The organism is Micromonospora lupini str. Lupac 08 (genome assembly GCF_000297395.2).
Taxonomy (GTDB): domain Bacteria; phylum Actinomycetota; class Actinomycetes; order Mycobacteriales; family Micromonosporaceae; genus Micromonospora; species Micromonospora lupini.
This window is the reverse complement of sequence record NZ_HF570108.1, coordinates 3,213,079-3,235,667: the sequence shown is the minus strand read 5'-3', so window position 1 is coordinate 3,235,667 and position 22,589 is coordinate 3,213,079. Positions and strand designations below refer to the sequence as shown.

19 protein-coding genes are annotated in these 22,589 nt (G+C 72.6%); 10 read left to right on the top strand and 9 right to left on the bottom strand.

The genetic code is table 11. From position 1 onward, the window contains the following. Positions 1–1,058: 1,058 nt before the first annotated feature. Complete coding sequence (locus MILUP08_RS36695) at positions 1,059–2,669, bottom strand: nitrilase-related carbon-nitrogen hydrolase (RefSeq protein WP_007459382.1); 1,611 nt, start codon at positions 2,667–2,669, stop codon at positions 1,059–1,061. A gap of 109 nt (positions 2,670–2,778) precedes the next feature. Between MILUP08_RS36695 and MILUP08_RS15860 the strand changes: the two genes are divergently transcribed. Together MILUP08_RS15860 and MILUP08_RS15855 are read left to right on the top strand one after the other, a co-directional pair. Beyond that, positions 2,779–3,906: a sensor histidine kinase gene (locus tag MILUP08_RS15860; protein WP_039906082.1), complete on the top strand. Its 1,128-nt coding sequence runs from the start codon at positions 2,779–2,781 to the stop codon at positions 3,904–3,906. Positions 3,907–3,961: 55 nt separating this feature from the next. Beyond that, the gene (locus MILUP08_RS15855) at positions 3,962–4,615 is read left to right on the top strand and encodes a response regulator (protein ID WP_039908131.1); all 654 of its coding nucleotides are present in this window, start codon (positions 3,962–3,964) and stop codon (positions 4,613–4,615) included. A gap of 57 nt (positions 4,616–4,672) precedes the next feature. On the opposite strand, the gene htpG is transcribed toward MILUP08_RS15855, so the two are convergent. Then, positions 4,673–6,589, bottom strand: a complete 1,917-nt coding sequence (gene htpG / locus MILUP08_RS15850; protein WP_007459377.1) for a molecular chaperone HtpG — start codon at positions 6,587–6,589, stop codon at positions 4,673–4,675. A 207-nt stretch (positions 6,590–6,796) separates the two neighbouring features. Here htpG and MILUP08_RS15845 point away from each other — a divergent pair, with 207 nt between their 5' ends. Continuing rightward, positions 6,797–7,495: an SDR family oxidoreductase gene (locus tag MILUP08_RS15845; RefSeq protein ID WP_007459376.1), complete on the top strand. Its 699-nt coding sequence runs from the start codon at positions 6,797–6,799 to the stop codon at positions 7,493–7,495. A gap of 107 nt (positions 7,496–7,602) precedes the next feature. Here the strand turns inward: MILUP08_RS15845 and MILUP08_RS15840 are convergent, their stop codons facing one another. After that, positions 7,603–8,109 carry a hypothetical protein gene (locus MILUP08_RS15840; protein ID WP_007459374.1) on the bottom strand — a complete coding sequence of 169 codons (507 nt, stop codon included), beginning with the start codon at positions 8,107–8,109 and terminating at the stop codon, positions 7,603–7,605. Positions 8,110–8,234: 125 nt separating this feature from the next. After that, complete coding sequence (locus MILUP08_RS15835; RefSeq protein WP_007459372.1) at positions 8,235–9,992, bottom strand: M28 family peptidase; 1,758 nt, start codon at positions 9,990–9,992, stop codon at positions 8,235–8,237. Positions 9,993–10,197: 205 nt separating this feature from the next. Here MILUP08_RS15835 and MILUP08_RS15830 point away from each other — a divergent pair, with 205 nt between their 5' ends. After that, entirely contained in the window at positions 10,198–13,203 is a 3,006-nt protein-coding gene (locus tag MILUP08_RS15830) for an ATP-binding protein (RefSeq protein WP_007459370.1), read from the top strand. 9 nt (positions 13,204–13,212) lie between these two features. Here the strand turns inward: MILUP08_RS15830 and MILUP08_RS15825 are convergent, their stop codons facing one another. Next, positions 13,213–13,977 carry a hypothetical protein gene (locus MILUP08_RS15825; protein WP_007459368.1) on the bottom strand — a complete coding sequence of 255 codons (765 nt, stop codon included), beginning with the start codon at positions 13,975–13,977 and terminating at the stop codon, positions 13,213–13,215. Then, the gene (locus MILUP08_RS15820; protein ID WP_007459366.1) at positions 13,974–14,474 is read right to left on the bottom strand and encodes a SigE family RNA polymerase sigma factor; all 501 of its coding nucleotides are present in this window, start codon (positions 14,472–14,474) and stop codon (positions 13,974–13,976) included. The genes MILUP08_RS15825 and MILUP08_RS15820 overlap by 4 nt, the downstream gene beginning before the upstream one ends. 140 nt (positions 14,475–14,614) lie before the next feature. On the opposite strand from MILUP08_RS15820, the gene MILUP08_RS15815 reads away from it, so the two are divergent. Beyond that, complete coding sequence (locus MILUP08_RS15815; protein WP_007459364.1) at positions 14,615–15,460, top strand: DUF3152 domain-containing protein; 846 nt, start codon at positions 14,615–14,617, stop codon at positions 15,458–15,460. 24 nt (positions 15,461–15,484) lie between these two features. On the opposite strand, the gene MILUP08_RS15810 is transcribed toward MILUP08_RS15815, so the two are convergent. After that, on the bottom strand, positions 15,485–16,138 hold the full coding sequence (locus MILUP08_RS15810) for a hypothetical protein (protein WP_007459362.1): 654 nt from the start codon (positions 16,136–16,138) through the stop codon (positions 15,485–15,487). A gap of 256 nt (positions 16,139–16,394) precedes the next feature. Here MILUP08_RS15810 and MILUP08_RS15805 point away from each other — a divergent pair, with 256 nt between their 5' ends. Further along, positions 16,395–16,958: an AMIN-like domain-containing (lipo)protein gene (locus tag MILUP08_RS15805; protein ID WP_007459358.1), complete on the top strand. Its 564-nt coding sequence runs from the start codon at positions 16,395–16,397 to the stop codon at positions 16,956–16,958. Between the two features lie 13 nt (positions 16,959–16,971). Here the strand turns inward: MILUP08_RS15805 and MILUP08_RS15800 are convergent, their stop codons facing one another. After that, the gene (locus MILUP08_RS15800) at positions 16,972–17,940 is read right to left on the bottom strand and encodes a GlxA family transcriptional regulator (RefSeq protein WP_144057140.1); all 969 of its coding nucleotides are present in this window, start codon (positions 17,938–17,940) and stop codon (positions 16,972–16,974) included. A gap of 192 nt (positions 17,941–18,132) precedes the next feature. Between MILUP08_RS15800 and MILUP08_RS15795 the strand changes: the two genes are divergently transcribed. After that, the gene (locus tag MILUP08_RS15795; RefSeq protein WP_007459355.1) at positions 18,133–18,771 is read left to right on the top strand and encodes an HD domain-containing protein; all 639 of its coding nucleotides are present in this window, start codon (positions 18,133–18,135) and stop codon (positions 18,769–18,771) included. Between the two features lie 97 nt (positions 18,772–18,868). Further along, complete coding sequence (locus tag MILUP08_RS15790) at positions 18,869–19,819, top strand: NADP-dependent oxidoreductase (protein WP_007459353.1); 951 nt, start codon at positions 18,869–18,871, stop codon at positions 19,817–19,819. 30 nt (positions 19,820–19,849) lie between these two features. Here the strand turns inward: MILUP08_RS15790 and MILUP08_RS15785 are convergent, their stop codons facing one another. Beyond that, positions 19,850–20,206, bottom strand: coding sequence for an L-rhamnose mutarotase (locus tag MILUP08_RS15785; RefSeq protein WP_007459350.1), 357 nt, complete (start codon positions 20,204–20,206; stop codon positions 19,850–19,852). 231 nt (positions 20,207–20,437) lie between these two features. Between MILUP08_RS15785 and MILUP08_RS15780 the strand changes: the two genes are divergently transcribed. After that, positions 20,438–21,118 carry a response regulator transcription factor gene (locus MILUP08_RS15780; RefSeq protein WP_039906078.1) on the top strand — a complete coding sequence of 227 codons (681 nt, stop codon included), beginning with the start codon at positions 20,438–20,440 and terminating at the stop codon, positions 21,116–21,118. Between the two features lie 13 nt (positions 21,119–21,131). Next, the coding region (locus tag MILUP08_RS15775) for a sensor histidine kinase (protein ID WP_083915852.1) at positions 21,132–22,589 on the top strand (1,458 nt) is incomplete at its 3' end.

Below are 22,589 nucleotides of genomic sequence, written 5' to 3'. Positions count from 1 at the left end.
CGACCACGCGAGCAGCGTACGGACCGCGCTGTCGTGGTCGTACCGCCTGCTGGCCGGGCCGACGGCCCGGCTCTTCCGGCTGGTCGGCGGCAGCACGGACGTGACGCTCAGCACGGCGGCCGCAGCCAGTCTCGCCGGCGTCGACCGCCGCCACGTCCGAACGGCGTTCACCGAACTCACCGACGCGCACCTGATGCTCGAACGCGGCCCGGACCGGTACGGGATGCACGACCTGCTGCGGGCCTTCGCCGCCGAGCTGTCCGGTGAGCAGGACCCGACCGGCGACCGGGCCGAGGCGCGGCACCGGCTCTTCGACCACTACCTGCACAGCGCGCACGGTGCGGCCGTGCTGCTGCATCCGCACTGGGACCCCATCGCGCTGCCGCCCGCCGTCGCCGGAGTCCGACCGGAGAAGGCCGGCGACCACGACGCGGCAGCGGCGTGGTTCTCCCGGGAGCGGGAGGTCCTCATCGCGCTCGTCGAGCGGTGCGCCGCCAGCGGGTTTGACCGGCACGCCTGGCAACTGGCCTGGAGTCTGACCAGTTTCCTGGATCGACAGGGCGGCTGGCACGACCAACTGGCGGTACAGCACACCGCGTTGATCGCCGCGCGCCGCGGCGGAGACTCAGCCGGTCAGGCACACGCACACCGCAGTCTGGCCCGGGCACAGGCCCGGCTGGGTCGCCTCGACGAGGCACCCGGTCAGCTCCAGCGGGCGCTGGAGCTGTTCCGTGAGCTGGGCGACCCGGCCAACCAGGCGCACACCTGCCTGGATCTGGCCGAGATGGCCGACCGGCAGGGTCGGCGCGACGAGGTGGTCGAACACGCCGAGGCGGCACTCAGGTTGTACCGGGCGGCCGGGCATCGGTACGGGCAGGCGATGGCGTTGAACGCGATCGGTTGGTACCGCGCCCAGCTCGGTGCGCACGACGCCGCGGTCGAGGCGTGCCAGCAGGGGCTGGAGCTGCTGCGCGAGTTCGACGACCGGCACGGCCAGGCGGCCACCTGGGACACCCTCGGTTACGCCCAGCACCGCGCCGGCCGACCGATGGAGGCGGTCAGCGCGTACCGGCACGCGGCGGAGCTGTACCGGGAGTTCCGGGACCGGTACTACGAGGCGGACACGCTGGGGCACCTGGCCGAGGCGCAGGTCGACGCGGGCGATCCGGCCGGGGCGACCCGGAGCTGGCGGACAGCGTTGAGCCTCCTCGACGGCCTCGGGCACCCGGACGCGGAGAAGGTCCGACGTCGGCTCGCGGCCGCCGAAGGACCGTGACCGTCCGCCGCCGCGCCCCAGCGACGGAGACGACAGACAAGCCCAGGCACAAGAACGGAAACCAATCTCCCGTACGCGAGTAGACCGTGCCCCAGCCCGTCGTCGGACTCCCCGTGACCAGCACCTCCGCGTCACCGGCGGTGGCCTCGCCCAACAGCCTGCCGCCGGCGTCGCTGACCGTCAGTCGGCCGGACACGGCGGCCCGGACCACGGTGAGCCCGTTCTCCACGCCCCGGACCAGGGCGATGCGGCTGTGCAGCCAGCCGTCGGAGGTGAAGTCGAGAGCGGGGACGAGCAGCACCGAGGCACCCTTTGCCCGATACCGCCGGACCAGGCCGGGATAGTCGAGGTCCTTACAGATCGCGACGCCGAACCGCCCGTCCACCACCACCTCGTCGTCACCCGGCGTCAGCCACTCCTCCAGGCCCGGGATCAGATGCTGTTTCTGGTACGTCGTGACGCTCCCGTCCGCGCCCAGCACCAGCGCCACGTTGCTCGCCGTGCCGGCCCGCCACAGCACCGCGCCGACGACGACCTGGGCCCCGGCCTGCCGCAGCGCGTCCACGAGCAGGGGCAGCGTCGTGTCCGTCACGGCGAACACCTTCTCCGGCAGCACGACGATCCGCGCCCCACGGGCGGTCAGGCCCGCGACCCGCGCGCCGTACCGGGCGAGCAGGTCCCGGCCGGGCGGTTCGTCGATCGGGAGCCCGTCCTCGGGCTGCCGCAGGGCGACAAGGCCCACGGTCAGCGGCTCGGCCGGGTCCGGGGTACGACTCAGCGACCAGGCCGACCACCCCCCGGCGCCGAGCAGGAGTGCGAGCAGACAGGCGAGGGCGGGGCCTGGGCGGTCGAGCCGGCCGGTGTGGGTTGGCCGTGCGCTGGCGAGCAGGGCGGCGAGGGCGATCGGGACGGCGAGCAGCAGGTAGGTGACGCCCCAGACGCCGGTGAGGGCGGTCAGCTGGATGACCTGTCGCACGTCGGCCTGCGTGTAGGCGAGGCTCCACCACGCACCGTGCGGGAACAGGTGCGACGCGGCGTACTCGCCCAGCACCCACAGTGCCGGCACGGTGAGGACGGCGCGCACGGTTCGCCCCCGCAGCAGCAGGGCGCGGGCGAGCAGGACCGTGCCGGCCGCCAGGCCGAGACCGAGGACGAGCACACCGGCGACCGCGGGGACCGGTAGGCGCAGGGTCCCGAGGTAGTACCCGACCATGCCGAGCTGCCCGATCGACCAGGCGAGGATGGTCGCCCAGCAGGCGGTCTTCTGGCGTACCCGCACCGAGGCGAGGATCAGCGGGATCGGGGCGAGCCAGGTCAGCGCGGCAACGGGGTGCAGTCCGGAGCCGCCCAGCCAGAGCAGGCCACTCAGGAGCGTGGCGAGGATCGTCATCATGCGTCGATCGTGTGGCGGAGGTGGCCGGGACGGATCGCCGTACGGGATGGAGGTCTTCTGGTCCTGTGGAGGGAGGCGGGGAAGGGCCCGGCCGGACGATACTGCCGACGTGAAGCGGTACGTCAATCTCGCCGTCACCGTGGTCGCCGTCGCCGCGACCGTGCTGCCCGCCGTGGCCGGCGGGCCACGTGCCTGGTGGGTGCTGCCGCTCGCGGTCGCGTCGTCGGTCCCGGTGCTGTGGCGGGAACGCGCGCTGGTCCCGGTCGCCGTCGTCATGGGCGTCGCCACGACCGTCTCGGCCTCGCTCGGCGCACCTCCGCTGCTGCCGGTCGGCCCGCTCGTCTGCCTCTACACGTTCGCGGCACGGTCCTCGCTGGTGGTCCGCCTGCTCGGCATCACGCTCACCGCCGCCGGCCTGCTGTTCTCGCTGCTGTATCCACACCCGGACGTGGAGGTGCTGCGGTACCTGTCGGTCGCCTACGTCTTCTCGTACGCCCTGGGCACCAGCACCCGCGCCCGCCGTGCCCAGGCCGCAGCCCTCGCCGAACGCGACCGTCGCGTCGCTGGTGAGCGGGCGGCGGCCGTGTTGCGTGAGCGCGCCCGCATCGCCCACGACCTGCACGACATCCTCACGCACGCGGTCGGTGTCATGATCGTTCAAGCGGAGGCGGGGCCGCTCCTGGTCCGCCCCCATCCGGACCGTGCCGACGCCACGTTCGCCACGATCGCCGCCACCGGCCGCGACGCGGTCGTCCAACTCCGTCGCGCTGTCGGCAGCCTGCGCGAGCCCGTCGACCATCCACTCGACCAGCCGGGTCTGGCTCACCTCACCGCTCTCATCGCACGCGTCCGCGCCACCGGGCTGGACGCCGTCCTCGAGGTCACCTCCGAGCCGCCGTTCGGGCTTGCCTCTCCGTCGCCGTTGGTGCCACCCGCGGACGTCGGGGTCGCCGCCTACCGGATCGTGCAGGAGTCCCTGACCAATGTGGTCCGGCATGCCGGGGCAGGGTCGGTCCGCGTCCTACTGGCTCACACCGCGGAGGCGCTTACCGTGTCGATCACCGATGACGGCCACGGCGATCCGGCCTCCGGCGCGGGCCGGCCCGGATACGGGATCGTCGGCATGCGCGAGCGAGCCCAGGCATGCGGCGGAACCCTGCGCGCCGGTCCCGCCGCGGACGGCCACGGCTTCACCGTCACCGCCACTCTCCCCCTGCGGGCACCGGCGGTGGCCTGATGGGGAAAGCCGCCGTCGTCGCCCCGCGGCCTTCGACGCCTGTGGTGTCGTGCTGATGCTGCGCGTCGTGCTCGCCGACGATCAGGACCTGTTCCGGGCCGGATTCGCGACGATCCTCGGTGCCGAGCCGGACATCGAGGTGGTCGCCGAGGCCGCCGACGGCGCGAACGCGGTGCGTGCCGCCCTCGAACACCGACCCGACGTCGTCCTGATGGACATGCGGATGCCCATCCTCGACGGTGTCGCCGCGACCCGGCAGGTCTGCGCCCGTACGCCGAGCCGGGTCCTCGCCCTGACCATGTTCGACACCGACGACTACCTGTACGCGGCGTTGCGCGCCGGGGCCAGCGGCTTCCTCCTCAAGGACGCCCCCCGAGCCGACCTGGTCAACGCCGTCCGCGTGGTCGCCGCCGGTGACGCGTTGCTCGCCCCCGGCGTCACCGCCCGCGTGATCGGCGAACTGCACAGGCGCGGTCACCCGGATCCGGCCCGGGCCGCCGCGGTGACCGCGCTCACCGCTCGCGAGACGGACGTGCTGCGCCTGATCGCGGCCGGTCTGTCCAACGCCGAGATCGCCGCCCACCACCACCTGAGCGAGCACACGGTGAAGACGCACGTCGGCAACCTGCTCGCCAAACTGAACCTGCGCGACCGCGCCCAGGTGGTGATGGTCGCCTACGAGTCCGGTCTGGTGATTCCGGGCCAGTGACGTGACCGGCCGGCGGGTCCGCTGTGCGGAACCCGCCGGCCGCAGGGGGTACGTCAGCTACAGGGTGCGCGCCAACCGGTCGGCGAGCGTACGGGTGAACCGGGCCGGGTCGGCCAGCTCACCGCCCTCGGCGAGCACCGCCAGGCCGTACAGCAGCTCGGCGGTCTCGGTCAGGGTTTCGGTGGAGTCGCCGTGCTCGTGGGCCTTGCGCAGCCCGGTGACCAGCGGGTGGCCGGGGTTGATCTCCAGGATGCGCTTGGCCGAGGGGACGTCGTGCCCCATCGCCCGGTACATCTTCTCCAACGTGGGCGTGAGGTCGTGCGCGTCGCCCACGACGCAGGCCGGTGAGGTGGTCAGCCGCGACGACAGCCGGACCTCCCGAACGCTGTCGGCGAGGGTCGTGCCCAGCCACTCCACGAGCGCCGCGAACTCCTGCCGCTGCTGCTCGCGCTCGGCCTCGGCCTGCTGCTTCTCCTCGTCGGTGTCCAGGTCGACCTGGCCCTTGGCGATCGAGCGCAGCGGTCGGCCGTCGTACTCGCCGACACGCTCGACCCACACCTCGTCGACCGGGTCGGTGAGCAACAGCACCTCGTGACCCTTCGCCCGGAACGCCTCCAGGTGCGGGGAGTTCTCGATCGTGGCGCGGGAGTCGCCGGTGGCGTACCAGATGTCGCTCTGGCCGTCCTTCATGCGCGAGACGTAGCCGGCCAGGTCGGTGGGCTCCGCCGCGTCGTGGGTGGAGGCGACCGACAGGATCTCCAGCAGGGAGTCCCGGTTGTCGGTGTCGTCGATCAACCCCTCCTTGACCACCGCGCCGAACTCGGTCCAGAAGGTGCGGTAGCGCTCGGGGTGGTTGGCCTTGAGGTCCTTGACCGTGGTGAGGACCTTCTTGACCAGGCGGCGACGGACGATCTGGATCTGCCGGTCCTGCTGGAGGATCTCGCGGGAGATGTTCAGCGACAGGTCGTGCGCGTCGACGACGCCCTTGACGAAGCGCAGGTAGGTGGGGACCAGCGCCTCGCAGTCGTCCATGATGAACACGCGCTTGACGTAGAGCTGCACGCCGCGGCGGCCCTGCGGGGAGAACAGGTCCAGCGGGGCGTGGCTGGGCAGGAACAGCAGCGCCTCGTACTCGAAGGTGCCCTCGCCCTTCATGTGCACGACCTCGAGCGGGTCGGCCCAGTCGTGGCTGACGTGCTTGTAGAACTCGTTGTACTCGGCGGCGTCGACCTCGTCGCGGGGCCGGGCCCAGAGCGCCTTCATCGAGTTGAGGGTCTGCACCTCGCTGGTGGCGGCCTCGCCGTCGGCGCCGGGCCGCTCGACGCTCATCCGGATCGGCCACGCGATGAAGTCGGAGTATCGCTTGACGATCTCGCGGACGGTCCACTCGGCGGTGTAGTCGTGCAGGTTGTCCTCGGTGTCGACCGGCTTGAGGTGCAGGGTCACCGTGGTGCCCTGCGGCGCCTCGTCGACCGACTCGATCGAGTAGGTGCCCTCGCCGGTGGACTCCCAGCGGGTGCCGCCGGTCTCGCCGGCCTTGCGGGTCAGCAGGGTGACCCGGTCGGCGACCATGAACGCGGCGTAGAAGCCGACGCCGAACTGCCCGATCAGGTCCTGCGAGGCGCGGGCGTCGGCGGACTCGCGCAGCTGGCGCAGCAGCTCGGCGGTGCCGGACTTGGCGATGGTACCGATCAGCCGGACCACCTCGTCGCGGGTCATCCCGATGCCGTTGTCCCGGACGGTAAGCGTGCGGGCGTCCCGGTCGACCTCGATGGCGACGTGCAGGTCGTCGGTGTCGGCGACGAGATCCTTGTCGACGAGCGTCGCCAGCCGCAGCTTGTCCAGGGCGTCGGACGCGTTCGAGATGAGTTCCCGCAGGAAGACGTCCTTGTTCGAATAGATCGAGTGGACCACCAACTGGAGGAGCTGACGCGCCTCGGCCTGGAACTCCAACGTCTCGGCCTGGTTGCTCACACCGTCTCCCTTCTCGGCTCGTGCGGAGGTTCGCGCAAAGGATACGAGTCGTCACCGGTGCGGTCGTGCCCGCGTCCGGGTCGTATTCCCGATCCGAGGGAGGTGCGCGCGTGACATAGCTGACTTTGCTTAGCAGAAGTCAGCCGGATAGCGTTCCGGCCAGCAAACGTCGTCGCGCCGCACCGACCACGAACCTGGAGCACTCCCATGAAGATCGCTGGAAGCACCGCCCTCGTCACCGGCGCCAACCGGGGCTTCGGCCGACACCTGGCCGCCGAACTCGTCGCCCGGGGCGCCACGGTCTACGCGGGCGCCCGCAATCCCGACAGCGTCGACCTGCCCGGCGTGACGCCGGTGCGCCTCGACATCACCGACCCCGCCTCGGTGGCCGCCGCCGCGCAGCTCGCCGGCGACGTGAACCTGCTGATCAACAACGCCGGCATCGACAGCCGGGCGGACCTGCTGGAGGGCGACCTGGACCTGATCCGGCTGGAGCTGGAGACGCACTACCTCGGCAACCTGTCGATGATCCGGTCCTTCGCCCCGGTCATCGCCGGCAACGGCGGCGGAACCGTCCTCAACGTGCTCTCCGTGCTGTCCTGGGTGAATTTCCCCCTGCACGGGGCGTACGGCGCCGCGAAGTCGGCCGAGTGGGCGATGACCAACGCGCTGCGCGTGCAGCTCGCCGAGCGGGGGGTCCGGGTCGCCGGCCTGCACGTCGGCTACATGGACACCGAGATGGCCGCGTCCGTCACCGGCGCCAAGTCGGACCCGGCGGTGATCGCCCGGATCGGCATCGACGGCATCGAGGCCGACGCGTACGAGATCGTCACCGACGAGATCAGCCGGCAGGTGCAGGCCGGCCTGGCCGGCGGCGTCGCCGCGCTCTACCCGCAGCTCCCCTGAGCCGCGACACCACGGCCGTGATCGGGCCGCCGCCGGGTTCCCGGCGGCGGCCCGATCTTCGGGTACGCGGTCAGCTCCCTCCGCGTACCCGGCCCGGCACACCTCGCTCAGCAGCCACCGCAGCTGTAGAAGAGGATGTCCCAGTGGCTGCCCTCCTTGGTGTAGAGGTTGCCCGAGGCCGCCCGGTACTGATAGCCGAAGCCGGAGATGTAGCCGACGTAGGTGTAGTTCGCCGAGATGTAGTTCTGGATGCAGGCGCTCAACGCGATGTCCAGCTTGTAGCCGGTCCAGTGGCTGTACGTGCCCCCGGCGTGCCCGACCTCGGTGCCGGCGGTGATGGTGACCGCGCAGCCGCTGGCCCGCTTGAAGGTGATGATGCCGTCGATGGTGGCCTGCCGGACCCCGTCGAACGAGGTGCAGGTGGCCACGTTGCGGTCGCTGCAGTTGCCGCTGGAGGTCCAGGAGATGCCGGCGGCGCGCAGCTGCGAGGTGGCGTTGGAGTGGCTGATGGCGAAGGCCGGGGCGGCCAGGCCGAACGTGGCGCAGACCGTGGCGAGGGTGGCCACGAGCAGTGTGAGCACGCGGCGGCGCACTGTGGATCGGGTGGGTGACATGGCACTCCCGTTCGCGTGAGGGGCGGAATTCTGCGAATCAGGGGCCGGCCTTGAAAGATTTCTACCAGAGATAGACACCCGTGACTAGACGTCGGGTGGGGGCGCGTGCCCCCACCCGACGTCGGTCAGCTCGCCTGCAGCGTCACGTCGTCGATCACGAAGCTGGTCTGCAACGACGAGTCCTCGGTGCCGGTGAACTTCACTGTCACCGTCTGCCCGGCGAACCCGGCCACGTTGAACGTGCGCTGGGCGTAGCCGGAGCCGGCGTTGAGGTTCGAGTACGTCGCAAGCGTGGTCGAGCCCACCTGCACGACGAGCTTGTCGTACGCCGTCGAGGAGGTGGTCTCGGCGGTGTCGACGTGCAGCCAGAACGACAGCGTGTAGCTGGCGCAGCCGGCCGGCACGGTCACCGACTGGGACAGGGTGTCGGTGTGGGTGCTGCCGTACCCGTCGAGCCACGCCTTGTACGACCCGGTCCGGGCCGGCTGACTGCCCGAATTGGTGATCACACCGGAGGACGCGGTCCACGGCGTGCTGCCGCTCTCGAAGCCCCCGTTGCCGACCACCTGTCCGCCGGCGCAGCCGCCGGTGCCGGTCACCGTGAGGGTGAGGCTCGCCGTCCGGGTGACCGATCCGGTGCCGGTGACCGTGACGGTGACGGTGCCCGTGGCGGCGCCGGCCGACGCGGTCAGGGTCAGCGTGGCCGACCCGCCGGAGGTCACCGACGACGGACTGAAGGAGACGCTCACCCCGCTGGGCGCGCCGGACGCGGTGAGGCTCACCGTCTGCGCCGAGCCCGAGGTGGTCGCGGTGGTCACGGTGGCGGTGGTGCTGGCGCCCCGGGCGACGGCGAGCGCGGTGGGGTTGACCGCGATCGAGAAGTCGTTGGTCGGGGTGCCGCCACCCACGGCGAGCTGCCACAGCGCGTACGCGACGCCGTCCGCGGCCCGGTTCAGCACGGTGGCGCTGACGTTGGCGGTGGTGTCGCAGGAACGGTGGTAGCACGAGTCGTAGGCGGCGTTGGCCGTGCCACCCCACTTGGCCGCCTGACTGCTGGTCTTGCGGGCGCTCGCGCCCGCGGCGTACCCGGAGGTGGGGATGCCGGCCTGCTGGAAGTAGTAGTCGTCGGAGCGGCCCTGACCCTCGACGTTCTCCTCGGGTTGCAGCCCCAGCGAGTCCCAGTACGCCTTCAGCGGCGCCGCCGTCGTGGAGGTGACCCGGTTGATGAAGTAGCCACCGTTCGTCGAGCCGACCATGTCGAAGTTGTAGTAGCCCTTGATGTAGCCGCGCTGGGTGGTGGTGAGCGAGTTCACGTAGAACCGGGAGCCGTTGAGGCCCTGCTCCTCGTCGGTCCACCAGGCGAACCGGACCTTCTTCGTCATGGTCGGGTTCTGCGCGGCGAGGACCAGCGCGTTCTCCAGCAGGGTGGTGGAGCCGGAGGCGTTGTCGTTGATGCCCGGGCCGGCCGAGACGCTGTCCAGGTGGGCGCCGAACATGACCACCTGGTCGGTCGGGCCGCCGGGCCACTCGGCGATGAGGTTGTTCGAGGGGTACGTGCAGCTGGAGCAGGTCTGCTCGCTGACGGTGTAGCCGGCGGCCTGGAGCCTGCTCTTCACGTAGCTGACCGAGGCGGTGTAGCCGGCCGAGCCGGCCCGCCGGTTGCCGCCGTTGCTGCTGGCGATCGAGTTGAACTGGGTCAGGTGCGCCTGGACGTTGGTGACGGAGATGTCCGGCGCCGCCAGGACGGCGGCGGACGCGGCGATCGGCCGGGTCGCTGTCGTCGCGGCGGAGGGTGACGCGGTCACCGGCTGGGCGGCCAGCGTCACCGTCATCCCGGTGAACACGGCGAGCACGATTCCCGCGCTCAGCGTTCTGCCTCTCATGGGGGCTCCTCGGGGGTTGGAGAGATAACCGAGACACTTACAGAGATCTATGTCTTCGGCATCGGTCGTTCGTCCCGAACCCCCGCCGGTTCGACGATGGGTACCGACGACGGCACAGGTGAGTAGAGGTGCCAGGATGGGTAGGTAACACCAGCAGGGGTCGTCGGGCCCGGAACGGGGGGCTTGCGATGAGGCCGGGTCGAGCGTGACACGACCCCGCACCGACCTGTTCGCCGACGGCGGTGACACCGGACGGCTGATGGCCGAGCTGAACTGGGCCGACACCCCGCTGGGCGCGGTGTCGAGCTGGCCGCAGAGCCTGCGCGCCGCCGTGCGGGTGGTGCTCTCCTCCCGTTACCCCATGCTCCTGCTCTGGGGCGACCGCCTCTCCCAGCTCTACAACGACGCGTACTCCGCCCTGATCGGCGACAAGCACCCCGCCGCGCTCGGCGACGACGTGCGGGTGACCCTGGCCGAGGGCTGGGACGTCCTCGCCCCCCTGATCCGGCAGGCCATGGAGAGCGGGGTCGCCAGTTGGGTGCCCGCTCTGCAACTCCTGCTGGAGCGCGCCGGCTACCGCGAGGAGGCGTACTTCAGCGTCTCGCACGCCCCGGCCCGCGACGACGACGGCCGCACCGTCGGCGTGCTGACGGTGTGCAGCGAGGTCACCGAGCAGGTCGTCGGCGAACGGCGACTGCGGCTGCTGCGCGACCTGAGCCTGGGTGGCGACGGGCGCACCGTCGACGTCGACGCCACCTGCGCCCGGCTGGTCGACGCGATCGGCGGCCACCCGCTGGACGTCCCGTTCGCCGCGATCTACCTGCGCGACGGCGCGGTGCTGCGCCGGACGGCCTGCACGGGCGGTGACCCGGGTCACCGCCCGGTGGCCGAGACGCTGCCGGACGTCGTCGACGTGGCGGACCCGAGCCCGGCGGCCCACGCCTGGGGCCTGCCGGACGCCGCGCAGGGCCGACCCGTCGACGTGCCAGGCGTCACGGACCGACTGCCCCTGCCCGCCGGCCCGTGGGGTGATCCCACCCGCACCGCGCTGGCGCTGCCGCTGCCCTCGGCCACCGAGGACCAGCCGCTCGGCGTCCTGCTGGCCGGCGTCAGCCCCAACCGGGAGCTGGACGAGGCGTACCGCTCCTTCTACCAACTGCTGACCCAACAGGTCTCCATGGCGGTCCGCAACGCGAAGGAGTACGAGCAGGAGCGGCGCCGGGCCGAGACACTGGCCGAGCTGGACCGGGTGAAGACCACCTTCTTCACCAACGTCAGCCACGAGTTCCGTACGCCGCTGACCCTCATGCTCGGGCCGCTCGCCGACGCGCTCGCCGACACCGCCGCGCCGCTGGCGCCGCCGCAGCGGGAGCGGGTGGAGACCGCCTGGCGTAACGCCACCCGACTGTTGACCCTTGTCAACAGCCTGCTCACCTTCTCCAGCCTGGAGGCCGGCCGGGCCCACAGCGACGCCCGCGAGGTCGACCTCCCCGCGCTCACCGTCGAGTTGGCAAGCGTCTTCCGGGCCGCCGTCGAACGGGCCGGCCTGGCTCTGGAGGTCGACTGCCCGCCGCTGCCCCGGCCGGTCACCCTCGACCCGGTCAACTGGGAACGCATCGTCACCAACCTGCTGTCCAACGCCCTGAAGTACACGTTCATCGGCCGCATCCGGATCGCCGTGGACGCCGACCACGACGAGGTACGCCTCACCGTCGCCGACACCGGAATCGGGATCTCCGAGGCGGACCTGCCGAAGCTCTTCGAGCGCTTCCACCGGGTGCAGGGCGGGCGCTCGCGCAGCCACGAGGGCACCGGCATCGGCCTGGCCCTGGTCCACGAGCTGGCCCGGCTCGAGGGCGGCGAGGTCCGGGTGACCAGCCAGGTGGGCGTCGGCACCACCTTCACCGTGGCCCTGCCGTGGTCGACGGCGCGGCGCGCGCCGGCGACCACGCCGGCACCGAACGGGCGGGGCGACGTGGCCCGCGCCGCCGTCTCCGAGGCGGTGGGTTGGCTGACCGACCCGGCCGGCGGTGTCGCCGAGCCCGCCGCGGCACCCGGACCGGCCGCCGACGAGTTGGCCGGCGCCCGGATCCTGGTGGCCGACGACAACAGCGACATGCGCGCGTACCTGAGTCGGCTGCTCGCCGGTCAGGGCTGGCGGGTGCGGTCGGTGACCGACGGTCGGCAGGCCCTCGACGCGATCCGGCAGGAGCCGCCGGACCTCGTGCTCACCGACGTGATGATGCCGGTGCTGGACGGCTTCGACCTGGTTCGTCGACTGCGCGCGGACCCGGCGACCCAGGCGCTGCCGGTGCTGGTGCTCTCCGCCCGGGCCGGCGAGGAGGCCAGCGTGGTGGGCCTGAGCCTCGGCGCCGACGACTACCTCGTGAAGCCGTTCGCCGCCGCGGAGCTGATCGCCCGCATCCGGACCGCCATCCGCCGTGCCCGCACCGACCCGGCCGCCGACGACACCACCGCGCCGACCGGCGACGACGCCGTACCGGCCGGCGACGAGGCCACCGTACCTGCCGCCGGCGGCAGCCGGAGCGCGGTCGACGCCCCGGGGTCGACGCGACCCGCCGGGGTCATGGCCGTCGCGCCCGCTCCGCCGGTGGCGGAGCCCACCGGGAGCGCGCCCGCCGTGCGCTTCGCCGCCGAACCGGTAGACGCGGCACCGGCCAACGGGAAACCGGCCGGCGGCGAACCGGCCAACAGAGAACCGGCGGCCGGCGCGGCTGCGGCCGGCGCGGCACCGGTCGGCGCGGCACCGGTCGGCGCGGCACCGGTCGGCGCGGCACCGGTCGGCGCGGCCGACGACGGGCTCGGCGACACCCTGGCCGCGGAATGGACGTACCCGTCCGTGCCCACCTCGGCGGCCGCCATGCGCCGGGACGTCCGGCTGGCGTTGACCGAGGTGGACGTCCACGCGGACGTGTTGGAGGATCTGCTGCTCGCCGCGTCCGAGGCGATGAACAACGCCGTCGAGCACGCACAACGACCCAGTCGCCCCGAGGTGCGGGTCCGGCTCCAGGTCGGTGACGACCGGGTCCGGATCTCGGTCCGCGACTTCGGCACCTGGCGGGACCGTCGGCCGGCCATGGACCGGGGCCGGGGCGCGCTGTTGATGAACGCCTACGGCGACGTACGACTGGTCTCCACCGGCGAGGGGACGACGGTGACCATCGAACGCCGGCTGACCGATCCGGCCTGAGCCAGCGCCTCAGAGCCGACGGCCGTCGCGGTCACGGGCGACGATGCCGTCCAGCCGCTCCCCGGGCGTGAGCGTGGCCGGGTCGAACCAGAAGATCACCACCTGCTTGTCCATGCTCCAGCGCGACAGCCGGGCATCGATCTGCCGACCGTCCACCGTGCCGATGATCCGCTCGGCGGGGCCGACGAAGTAGCCGAAGGTGGGCGCCGCCGCGGCCGACGAGCTCTCGTCGTAGCCGATCTGGTGGAAGCCGGGGCTGCGGTCGGCGCCCTCGACGTCGTTGACGAGGATGTCCGTGCCCACCGTGCCGTCGGGGGCACGGCGACCGGCGGCCAACCCCATGGTCACCTTCGGCTGGCCGGGCACGGTGACCCGCACGAAGTAGTAGACCCGCCGATCGGTGCCGTGCTTCACCCCCGTGTCGACCACCTGGCCGAGGGGCTTCGGACCCGGTACACCACGGGCGATCGTCGGCGGTGGCGTGGCCTCCCGCGACGGCGACGCCAACGACGACGGCATGCGGCCGCCCGAGGGCGGAGCGACGGCGACCGGCGGCGCGGAACCGGTGGGCGCCGGAGCGCCCGGCCCGGACGCGCCGACCGCCACCGCGGCGACGGCGACCACCCCCGCCACGAGCGTCGCCGCTCCTCCCCCGGCGACCCGCCGACGGATACGCAGCCGCCGTCCCGCACGCATGACGGTGTCCAGGTCGAGCATGGCGTCGGGGCGCTCCGTCGCCCGCATGGCGTGGCGGAGCCGATCCAGCTCGCTCATCGGCGCGCCTCCTCGTCGACCGTGCGCGGCGCGGCGGTGCGCAGCTTCTCCAGGGCGCGCGAGCTGGTGCTCTTGACGGTGCCGACGGATACGGCGAGTTCCCGGGCCACCTGCGCCTCCGGCAGGTCGAAGTAGTAGCGCAGCACGACGATGGCCCGCTCCCGAGGGCTGAGCGCGCCGAGGATGGTGACCAGCCAGCGGCGGGTGGTCACGTCGTCGGCCACGTCGGCACCCCGCTGTTCCGGCACCTCGTCGGTCGGGTACTCCCGCATCGGCCGCCGCCATCGATCCACCAGGTGGTTGACGAGGGTGCGACGGGCGTACCCGTACGCGTCGTCGTCGTGGATCCGCGACCATGACGCGTAGGTGCGGACCAGCGCGGTCTGCGCGGCGTCCTCGGCCTGGTGGTGGTCGCCGGTCATCAGGAACGCGGCGTGCACCAGTCGCGCGGACGCCGCCCGCGCGAACTCGACGAACTCCGCATCACCCCGCGCCACCGCGAACCCTCCCCCGTGCCACACCGCCTCAGACGGGCTAGACCGCCAAAAGGTTGAGTCCTCGCGACGTGAACTTTTTGGCCGTCTCACCCGTCTTCTCTCCCGCGTGGCCGCAGACCGGCTCGCGAGGGGAGAGAAACATGTCGACGAAGGCTACCCGTCGGGGGTACCTGTTCTCGGCGGCGTTGCTGCTGGCCGTGGCGCTGCTCACCGGGTGCGGCCTGCCCGCCGCCGGGAACGGGCCAGCCGGTGGCCCCGCCGCCGGACCGGACCCCACCGGCCTGCCCGCGGCGGTCGCGACGGGCCGGCCGGCGGGAGTGGCCGGGAGCGGCGGTGTCGCGCCGGTGACGCCCACTGTCGCGCCGGTCAGCTATCCCGCCACCGGCAGCAACCGCTGGTCGGTGGCGGCGGCCGAGACGACGGGCGGGGGCGGGAGCGCGGGCCAGTTGATGCGCTACCGGGTCGCCGTGGAGCGCGACATCCGGGGGCTGCGGGCGGGCGACATCGCCACGGCGATCTCCGCGACGTTGAACGACAGCCGCGGGTGGACGGCGGGCGGGACGTGGCGGCTGCGCCGGGTCGGTGCCGACGAACCGGCCGACTTCACCATCTACGTGGCGACCCCCGGCACCCGCGACACCCTCTGCCAGGACGTGCCGGACGGCTACACGTCGTGCCGCAACGGCGCCCGGGTGGTGCTCAACGTGGCGCGCTGGGTCTCGGGGGTGCCGCACTACGGCGCGAACCTTGCCACCTATCGGCAGTACATGGTCAACCACGAGGTGGGGCACAAGCTCGGGTTCGGTCACGAACGCTGCCCGGGGCGGGGCCGGCCGGCGCCGGTGATGCAGCAGCAGACGTTGGGCCTGCACGGCTGCCGCGCCGGGGCCTGGCCGTACCCGAACGGCACGACCCGCTACAGCGGCCCGGTCGGGGCGTACGACGACGGGATCCCGCGGCCCGAGGGCGCCTATCCGGCGCACTGAGCCCGACGGTCCGGAGGTCGTCCGTCAGGTGCGGCGGCGTTCCTGCTCGAGCCGCTCGTCCAGCCGACCCAACTCGTAGATGCCGTTGAGCGTGGTCGGCAGGCGGCGGACATTGTCCGGCGTGGGTTCGAGATCCGGGCCGGGATCCGGCGCGGGACCGGGATCCGACGCCGGAGCGGTGGGAGGGTCGGGAGCCCGGCGACGCAGGAGCAGCAGTGCCAGCACCGCCAGGAGGGCCACGACCAGCAGGTAGGACACCGGCGGCCAGCCACCACGGGCGGGCTCGGCGAGCGCCGGCGAGGCCTCGGAGGCCGGGGTGTCCCCCATGCGCGGGGGCACTGCCGCCTCCTGCGCGTCGACGCCGGAGCCACCGGCCGGACGCTCGGGGGCGGCCGGAGCCCGGACACCTGCCGACGACCCGGCGGGCGCGGCGGTCGCACCAGGCGCGGCGGGGCGGGGCCGGCCGGTCGCTGGCGGCCGGCTCGGCGCGGACGTCGCGGTGGGGGTGACGCTCGGCGTCGGCGTCGCACTCGGCGCGCCGTGGCCGCCGAACAGATCGTCGACGGCTCGGCCGACGCCACCGAGGATGTCGCCGACCGGGCCCGAGGTGGGCGACGGAGACGGAGACGGCGCGGGCGCGAGGGCGAGGGTCAGCGCGAGGACGACGACGGTAGGCACGGGTCCACCTCGAATGTGTCGACTGTCCGGCACAGTACCGCGTTGTGGGACGGCGTGGGTGACCCAGCCACGCCGGGGCTGGGGAGGTATCCGGACGTCATGCGCTCCCCAGCGGTCGTCCGGCGACCGTCGGCCACTGTTACCCGGCGGTTACGCGGCGGCGAAGCGCGCGTGCCACGAGAGGACGACCGTGACGGCTGAGGGTCACCGGCGACGCTGCCGCGACGTGACCCCGGCATCGAACGGAGAGATCACCATGAGGATCAGGAGCACACTCACCGCGTTGGCGGTCGTCGTCGCCGGTCTGGTCGCCAGCGCGGGCAGCAGCACCGCTGCGGGCACCACCACCGGGTCGGCGTACTGCGGGATCACCTGGGGCAGCGCGGAGAAGTCGGCCGGCGCGCTGAGCGACGCCCCGCTGGTCGCCGTGCGGACCGGTCGGCAGGACTGCTACGACCGGGTGGTGTTCGAGTTCGCCGGCCCGGTCGACGGTTACGCGGTCGGCTACGGCGAGACGTGGACCGAGGGCGAAGGGCTGGCACTGTCGCCGTACACCGCCGGGGACGCGCTGCTGCGGGTCTCGCTGCGGGCCCCGGCGTACGACGACGAGCACCAGGGCACCGTGCCCTACGCGGTGGGCGAGCACGTCACGAACGTTCTGCGCTGTTCGACGCTGCGCGACGTCGTCTTCGGCGGCAGCTTCGAGGGCTACAGCACCTTCGCGGTCGGCGTACGGGCCCGGTTGCCGTTCCGCACGTTCACGCTCGCCGGCCCCGGCGCGCACAGCCGCGTCGTGCTGGACGTCGCCCACCAGTGGTGAGCGGAGCCGCCCACTAATCCGGGTGGGGACGGCGGGCCGTGCTGAACCGTCGTTGGTAGGCGGCGGGGCTGATCGACAGCTTTCTCGCGAAGACCCGCCGCATGCTCTCGTAACTGGGGAACCCGGCGAGGGTCGCGGCCTGCGTCGCGGTGTGGCCCTGGTCGAGGAACGCCCGAGCCAGGTCGAATCGGATGTTCTCCACGTAGCGGGCCGGTGTCGTGGACAGCTCGTCGTGGAAGAGCCGGGTGAGGTGCCGGGTGCTCACGTTGAGGTGTTTGGCGAGTTCACCGAGCGAGTGGTCCCCGCGGGGGTTCGCGGTCACCAGGTCGGCGATCCGCCGCAGCGCCGGCGAGCGGGGCGGCGGGCCCTGCAGCGGCGCGGAGAACTGGGACTGGCCGCCCGCCCGCTGCATGTACACCACCAGGGCGCGTGCGACGTCGCGCGCCACGTCGGGCCCGTGGTCCTCTTCGACGAGAGCGAGGGCCAGGTCGATACCGGCCGTCACCCCCGCCGAGGTGTACGTGCTGCCGTCGCGCACGTAGATCGCGTCGGGCTCGACGCGGCAGGTCGGGTGTCGGGCGGCCAGCTCGTGCGCGACCTGCCAGTGCGTGGTGGCGCGCTTGCCGTCGAGGACGCCGGCGGCGGCGAGGACGAACGCCCCGGTGCAGATCGAGGCGACCCTTCCGGCCACCGCCGCCGGTCTCCGTGCGGCCTCGGCCAGGTCGGCGGGGACATGGGCGCGCGGATAGTGGTCGGACCCGGCCACCAGCAGCGTGTCGAAGGCCGGCTCGGAGGAGACGGCGCCGTCGACCGCGATCCGAACGCCGAGACTCGACGTGACGTCCGCGCCGGTCGGCGACAGCAGCACGATCCGGTAGTCGGCGCCGAAGCGGTTCGCCTCCTTGAACACCTCCGCCGGACCTGCGACATCCAGCAACGTCACTCCGTCATAGACGAAGATCGCGACGCGGTGGGGCGGCATGGACACCGGGTATTGGTAGCACGCCGTCACCGGAGATGACGGTGATCCTCGTGGAGGCGTCGCCCACCTCGCGATCACCCCGTCCGGATGTAAGTGGTTCCTGGCCGGATGAGGGCGGCAGCGTACGACGATCGGAGGGCAGCATGGAGGCCACCAGGACGTTCGCACATTGCGCCGGGAAGGTCGAAGGGCATGTCAGAGGTCATCGCGGGGTTCGAGATTCCCGACACGGCGGCGGTCGCCGAAGCGACCCGCCACATCCGGGAGACGACCGGACCGCTCATCTATCACCACTCCCGACGGGTCTTTCTCTTCGGCCTGACGCACGCGCACCGGCTCGGCGTAAAACCGGATCCCGAACTGCTCTATCTGGCGTCGATGTTCCACGACAGCGGTCTCCTGACTCCGTTCTCCGACGTCGAACAGCGCTTCGAGGTCGACGGCGCCGACCACGCCCGCAAGTTCCTGCTGGACCGGGGCTTCTCGACTGCCGCCGCCGAGACCGTCTGGACCGCGGTCGCGCTGCACACCACACCGGGCATCCCCGACCGGATGGGCCCGGAGATCGCCACCACCTACCTCGGCGTCCTGACCGACGTGCTCGGGCTCGGCCTGGACGGGCTGGAGAAGGATCAACTGGACGAGATCCTCTCCGTTCATCCGCGGGGGGACTTCAAGAACGAGTTCCTGCGGACCCAGTTCGACGGGATGAGGAATCGCCCGGACACCACGAACGGCACAGTGAACTCTGACATCCTCGAACACTTCATCCCCGGTCTCGATCGCGTGACGACCGTCGAGCGCATCGTCGGCTCGCCCTGGCCGAGCTGACCGGACACGGGCCCACGCGGTCGGCGTCACGCGTCGGCCAAGCGCCGGACCCGCACCGCCGGGCCACACCGACGAACCCCTTCGGAAGGACTTGAGCATGCGAGCGATCACCGTGCGCGACCGTGACGCGGGTGTCGACGGGCTCGCCCTCACCGACATGCCGTACCCCCACGCCGCGGAGAACGACGTCATCGTGCGCGTTCACGCCGCGGGGTTCACCCCCGGAGAGCTCGACTGGCCGGCGACGTGGACCGATCGCGCCGGCCGCGACCGGACACCCAGCATCCCCGGGCACGAGGTGTCCGGAGTCGTGGTCGAGCTGGGCTACGGAACCACAGGTCTCACCGTGGGCCAGCGGGTGTTCGGACTGACCGACTGGGCGCGCAACGGATCCCTGGCCGAGTACACCGCGGTGGAGGCTCGCAACCTCGCTCCGCTCGCGGCCGACATCGACCACACCGTGGCCGCCGCGCTGCCCATCTCCGGGCTGACGGCGTGGCAGGCGCTGTTCGACCACGCCCACCTCACGACCGGCCAGACCGTCCTCGTCCACGGCGTCGCGGGCGGTGTCGGCTCGATCGCCGTCCAACTCGCGCGGGAGGTGGGAGCCCACGTGATCGGCACCGGTCGAGCCGACGACCGCGAACTGGCACTCACCCTCGGCGCGCAGACGTTCGTCGACCTGGACGCCGACGACCTGGAGCACGTCGGCGAGGTGGACGTGGTGCTCGACGTCATCGGCGGCGACATCCTCCGGCGGTCGACCGAACTGGTACGCCCGGGCGGCACCCTCGTCACCATCGCCGTGCCGCCCACCGTGCAGCCGAGGGACGGGCGCGCCGTCTTCTTCGTCGTCGAACCCGATCGCGCCCGGCTGGCCGACCTCGCCCACCGCGTCCGGACCGGGCGGCTCAAGCCCGTCGTCGGCGCCGTACGGCCGCTCTCCGAAGCGGCCTCAGCGTTCGTCCGACACCGCCGCACCCCCGGCAGGACGATCATCCGGGTCGCGGAGGAGCACGGCACGCCGCACCCGACCGCGGGCCGGTAGCTCACCGGGGGGCTACCCGCGGAAACCCGGTCAGGGCCGCTCGGGTTCCTCCGCGCCCGCCTCGTCGGCCAGGTGCCAGATCTCCCGCATCGGGGCCCACCAGTCCCCCGAACCGGGTTCGGCGACCGACTCCTGGCACGGGTCGGTCAGCTTCCACCACTCCTGCGTCTGCGGGTCGGCGGCGATGTACCGCAGGTCGGCCTCGTAGTCCTCGCCGACGTACTCGTAGTAGCCGAAGAGCAGGTCGTCGTGGAGGAAGATGGTGTAGTTGCGGAAGTTCGCCTCGCGCAGCGTCTTCTCGACGCTCGGCCAGACCTCGGCGTGTAGGCGCAGGTAGGTCTCCCGGTGCTCCGGGCGAAGCCGGATCACGCAGCCATGACGTTGCACGTCGTGTCCTCTCAGGTGAACTGGTCACGCGGTGGCGGCGGCCCGGGGCAGGTTGACCATCGATGACCGTCGCGTTGGTGCGGTTGGCGACCCGATGGTAGCCGTAGCCAAGATCGAGGATCACCCGCCGGAGGTCGGAGGCCGCCGTCCCGTGATCCGGAGCCGACCGGCCGCCGACACCGACCGTTCCGCCAGGGCTGCGCAGCGTCGCGGCGGGTCTACCCTCAGGTGGTGGAGGGCCGCGTGCTGGTGGTCGAGGACGACGCCTCCATCCGGGAGGTCACCGCCCTCGGACTGCGTCGCGCCGGTTTTCGGGTCGACACCGCCGTCGACGGGCGGCAGGCGCTCCTGACCTGGCGCGCGCACCCGGTCGACGCGATCGTGCTCGACGTCATGCTGCCCGGGCTGGACGGCCTGGAGGTCTGCCGGGAGATCCGGCGGACGAGCCAGGTGCCGATCCTCATGCTGACCGCCCGCACCGACACGCTCGACGTGGTGGTCGGCCTCGAGTGCGGCGCCGACGACTACCTGCGCAAACCCTTCGACCTGCCCGAGCTGGTCGCCCGGGTCCGCTCGGTGCTGCGGCGGGCGAGCGCGCCGGTCGGGTCGCACACCATCACCGTCGGCGACCTGGAGATCGATCCGGGCGGCTTCGTGGTACGCCGCGACGGCCGGGAGGTGACCGTGACCGCCACCGAGTTCCGTCTGCTGCTGGAGCTGGCCCGACGCCCCGGCCAGGTCTTCACCCGGGAACTGCTGCTGGACCTGGTCTGGGACCACCGTTTCCTGGGCGACTCGCGACTCGTCGACGTGGCGGTGCAGCGGCTGCGCGCCAAGGTCGAGGACGACCCGACGCACCCGCGGCGCATCCGCACGGTGCGCGGCGTCGGCTACAAGCTGTCCACGGGCTGACGGGAGGTCGGCGATGGCCGGACGAGCGGTGGCGCCGGGCCGCCTGCGGCGCCGGTTGACGATCGCGTTCGTGCTGGTCGCCGGGGTGTCCGCCGGCCTGCTCGCCGGTGGGGCCGGTCTGCTGCTGCGGCAGTCCTGGTTGGACGCCTCGCTGCACGAGGCCGCCGCCGACGCCCGCTACCAGCTTCTGCTCGCCGGTGAGTTCCTGCCCCTGACCGAGCAGCGCGGCACCGAGCTGCTCACCAGCTTCGAGGGCAGCGGCCGGCACGTCCTCCTGGTCGACGGTCCGGTCCGCCCCTCCGACCCCGCGTACGCCCCCGCCCTCGGCACGCGACTGCGGGCGTCGGTCGCCGACGGGCAGCTCGCCTACCAGCGCTCGGCGCCGGCCCAGCGGCCCCGACTGCTGGTGGTCGGTGGACGCATTCCCGGCTCGACAGCGGAGCTGTACGTGATCACCGTGGAGGACGACATCGCCGCCGACCTGGGTCAGGTGCGCACCGCGTTCCTGGCCGGCTGGGTGCTCGTCGTGCTGGTCGCCGCCGGGGTGGGTCACCTCCTGGCCCGGCGCACCCTGGAGCCGGTGGGCCGGGCCAGCCGCGCTGCCCGCTCACTCACCGAGGGGTTGCTCGCCACCCGTCTGCCGGTACGCGGGCGCGACGAGTTCAGCGTCTGGGCGGCGTCGTTCAACGAGATGGCCGAGGCGCTGGAGTCGAAGATCGCCGCCCTGTCGGCCGCGCAGGCCCGGGAGCGGCGGTTCACCGCGGATGTCGCGCACGAGCTGCGTACCCCGGTGACCGCCCTGGTGGCCGCGGCCTCGCTGCTGGGCGAGCAGTTGGACCGGCTGCCCGACGACGCCCGGCCGGCCGCGCGGCTGCTGGTGGGCGACGTGGTCCGGCTGCGCCGCCTGGTCGAGGACCTGATGGAGATCTCGCGGCTGGACGCCGGGCGGGAACGGCCGAGCGTCGAGCGGGTGGACGCCCCGGCGCTGCTGCGCGCGATCGTCGCGGCGCGCGGCTGGTCGGACCGCGTGCTGGTCAGCGGCGACCCGGTGGCGCTGCGCACGGACCCCCGCCGCCTGGAGCGCGTCCTGGCCAACCTGGTCGTCAACGCGGTCGAGCACGGCGGCGGCGAGATCCGGGCGACAGTGACCGGGGTGGGCCCGCTCGTCGTCGTCGAGGTCACCGACCAGGGGCCGGGCATTCCCGCCGAGCACCTGCCGCACGTGTTCGACCGGTTCCACAAGGTCGACGCCTCGCGCTCCGCGCCGGGCAGCGGGCTCGGCCTGGCCATCGCCCGGGAACACACCGCCCTGCTCGGCGGGGTGCTGAGCGTCCGCAGCGCGCCGGGCGCCGGCGCCCGGTTCCGCCTGGAACTGCCCGCGCACGGCCCGGGCGGGCCGCCCGACGGCGTGCCACGCCCGGCGGGGCACCCCGACCAGGACGCCGCAGCCGCCGCAGGCCCCTCGGGGGGT